The organism is Nocardiopsis lucentensis DSM 44048 (assembly GCF_000341125.1).
Lineage (GTDB): Bacteria > Actinomycetota > Actinomycetes > Streptosporangiales > Streptosporangiaceae > Nocardiopsis > Nocardiopsis lucentensis.
Genome location: NZ_ANBC01000146.1, coordinates 1 through 3,014, shown reverse-complemented (window position 1 = coordinate 3,014; position 3,014 = coordinate 1). Strand labels below are relative to the sequence as shown.

At 75.2% G+C, this 3,014-nt stretch carries 3 protein-coding genes; all 3 read right to left on the bottom strand.

Features of this window, described 5'->3' with window-relative positions; translation table 11 throughout:
* The coding region (locus D471_RS33080; RefSeq protein ID WP_040688407.1) for a hypothetical protein at positions 1–260 on the bottom strand (260 nt) is incomplete at its 3' end.
* A 238-nt stretch (positions 261–498) separates the two neighbouring features.
* Positions 499–1,221 carry a septal ring lytic transglycosylase RlpA family protein gene (locus D471_RS0105075; RefSeq protein WP_026127422.1) on the bottom strand — a complete coding sequence of 241 codons (723 nt, stop codon included), beginning with the start codon at positions 1,219–1,221 and terminating at the stop codon, positions 499–501.
* 231 nt (positions 1,222–1,452) lie between these two features.
* Positions 1,453–2,616, bottom strand: a complete 1,164-nt coding sequence (locus D471_RS0105070) for a dual specificity protein phosphatase family protein (protein WP_017597630.1) — start codon at positions 2,614–2,616, stop codon at positions 1,453–1,455.
* Positions 2,617–3,014 lie beyond the last annotated feature (398 nt).

Below are 3,014 nucleotides of genomic sequence, written 5' to 3'. Positions count from 1 at the left end.
GCGGCGCGGGTCAGGGAGGCGTCGTCGGGTTCGGGGGGTTGGATGTGGGTGATGGGGCCGAACAGGTCGGTGAGGCGGTCGAGTTCGGCCTGTTCGTGGTCGTGTCCGTGGCGGGCGATGAGGGGGTCGACGTCCTGGGGGGTGGGTGCTCCGGGCAGGTGGGCGGCCAGGGCGGTCTTCAGGGCGCTGCGGTGGTCGCACTCCAGGGTGTCGACGAGGTCGGTGGGTGAGACGACCCAGCCGGTGGTGGTGCGGAACAACGCGGTGCTCCTTGTGGGTGGTGGTTGCGTCGGTGGGTGGGATTGTGCCATGCGTGGGTGACGTGTGCGCGGGGATCGTGGGGGTGGACGTGCGCGAGCGCCCCTCCCCCGGGTGGGGTGGGGCGCTCGGGCGGGGTGGTTCCTGCGGGAGTGGTGGCCGCTCTCCCGGGTTCCTTTCCTGGCGCGGGTCGCCTCCGGGGGCGTGGCCGTGGGGGGTGAGCGGGCCCGGGAGGGGTGGTCAGGCCACGACCTCCCAGCTGACGTTGGCCACGCCGGCGCTGGTGCTGGCGATCTGTTCGAAGGCCGCGGTGGACAGGTCCAGGCAGCGTCCGTCGATGAAGGGGCCGCGGTCGTTGATGCGCACGGTGACCGAGGAGCCGTTGGCGGTGTTGGTGACCCGGACCATGGTGTTGAAGGGCAGGGTCAGGTGCGCGGCGGTCATGGCGCTGGGGTCGAAGGTCTCACCGTTGGCGGTGTCGCTTCCGGCGAGGTCGGCGCCGTAGAAGGAGGCCTGGCAGCTGCCGCCCTGGCCGGTGGGCTGGGCGTCGGAGCCGCTGTCGGAGCCGCCGGAGGAGGAGTCGTCCTCGGGTGCGGTGGTCTCCTGGGGCTCCTCGACGATGTCGGAGCCGGTGGCGGTGGCGGACTGGCGCGCGTCGGAGGCGGCCTGCTCGGCGCGTTGGGCCGCCGAGGGGTCGGCTGAGGGCGCGGTGTCCTCGGCCACGAGCGGGTCGGGGTCGGCCTCGGGGATCCCGGCGGCGTTGGTGGCCACGGTGGTGTCACCGGCGCCGGTGACCACGACCGCCGCGGTGGCGGTGCCCGCCACGGCCAGGGCCAGGACGCAGGAGCCCGCGATGAGCAGTGTGCGTCTTTTGCGGTTGCGGGCCGCGGCGAGGCGGGGGCCCACGGTGGTGGGGGCGTCCTGGGGTGCGTCGGGAGTGTTCTGGGGCTGGTGTTGGCCCACGGTGCTGTCCTTTGAACGTCGCGGGTGGGAAGTGGCGGCCGCCTCCTGGCGCGTGTTGCGGGTGCCCCGGTGGGCGGGGTGCGTCGGATGTGTGGCGTCCCGGTGTGGGGGGTGGGGCGCGCACGGGCGGAGCCGTGACCGCCGGCGGATGGCATCGCACGGGGTCTGGGCGCTGAGCCTAGGGGTAACGCGGGGGTCACGGTACCGGAAAGTGGTGGTTTGTGGAACTTATCACCCGTTGACCTGCGGTTTTGGTAGTTCGGGGCGACGTGGGGGGACCCCGTCGGGGAAGAGCGCGGCGGCCGGGTCGGGCAGGTCCTGGCCGTCGAGTTCGGCGACGGCGCGGGCCAGGGTCGGGTTGTCCAGATGGCCGCCGACGGCGCGGATCATGCGGGCCAGGGTGGGCAGGGTGGGGGCGCCCAGGGCGGCGACGGCGTAGCGGGCGGCCACGGCGGGGGTGCGCGAGGCCCCGGCCCAGCAGTGCAGCAGGACGCGTTTGCCCTCGGCGCGCAGGGCGGCGACGGCCGCGGCCGCCTCGTCCAGGGTGTGGTGCAGGTTCTGGTTGGCGCCGGGGCGGTCGTGCAGCCAGACCCGCACCCAGTCGCGGGAGGGCAGGTGGGGGGCGTCGTCGGGGTGGGTGGCGCACAGGGAGACGGCGGCGTCGGCGCTGTGGGGGTGGGCGCGCAGGTGGTCGAGGTTGGCCAGGAGCACGCCGGGGTCGAGGGGGTGGGTGATGGCGAAGGGGCGCAGGCGCTGGTGCGGTCGGGTGCGTACCGCGGTCTCGGGCCACAGGTGGGGGTGGGTGCCGCGGGCGGTGCGCAGGGCGTCGATGACCAGGGTGTGGGGGTCCAGGGTGCGGGCCAGGCGCCGCCAGGCGTGGAGGGGGACGGCGGAGGCGCCCCAGAGCGCTCCGGCCAGGGCTCCGGTGTGCATGGCGGCCAGGTCGCCGTGGGTGGTCCGGGTCCACCGGATGGCGTCGACCAGGTGGGTGCAGGCGAAGGTGCCCGCGGCGGGGTCGTGGTGGGGGCGGGCGGTGCGGGTCAGGGCGTGCCAGGAGGCGCCCAGGGGGTTGTCGGCGGGGGTGTGTTCGAGGTCGGGGGCGTGGGCGGGCGGGGTACCGGTGCGCGTGGTGGCGCGCAGTGTGTGGGCCCAGGCGCGGGCGGTGGGGTCGGGTGGGGGTTCGGGTAGCCGGTCGGTGCTGGTCAGGTTGGTCAGGGCGGTGCGTACCAGGTGGGCCAGGCGGGCGGGTCCGGTGGTGGGGGTGGGGCCGGTGAGCTGGGTGGTCAGGGCGGGTGGTGCCTCCACCAGCGCGGCGGCGGTGGCGGCGCCCAGGAGGGCTCCCACGGCCCGGTCGCAGAGGGGGTCGTGGATGTCCAGAGGGGCGGTGGCGGTCATGGCTGGCCTCACGGGTGGGGGTGGGGACGTCACCGGTGGTGTTCCCCGCCCCGGGGTGGGGCGTGCACGGTTTGCCGGTTGTGGCCAGGTTGTGGGAAAGGGGGGGCGGGTCCCACCGGGGAGGGTGAGGCCAGTGGGACCCGCCACCGCGGGGGGTGTCCGGGGTGGGTTCTTCACACCAAGCCCCGTGGAGGGCGCGCCACTTGGTGTGCTGACTCGATGACCGGGGGCGTGGAACCCGGAGGGGCCTGCTGGGGGGGGTCTCCTGCGCCGGGCGGGCCGTGAGGTGCTGGCCGCCGGTGGTTCGTGCGGGTGGTGTGGCCGGGCTCTCGCGGTGGCGGTCGGCAGGGGCCTCAGACCGGTTGGGGGATGGCGGCCCGGCGGTAGCGTTCGGCCAC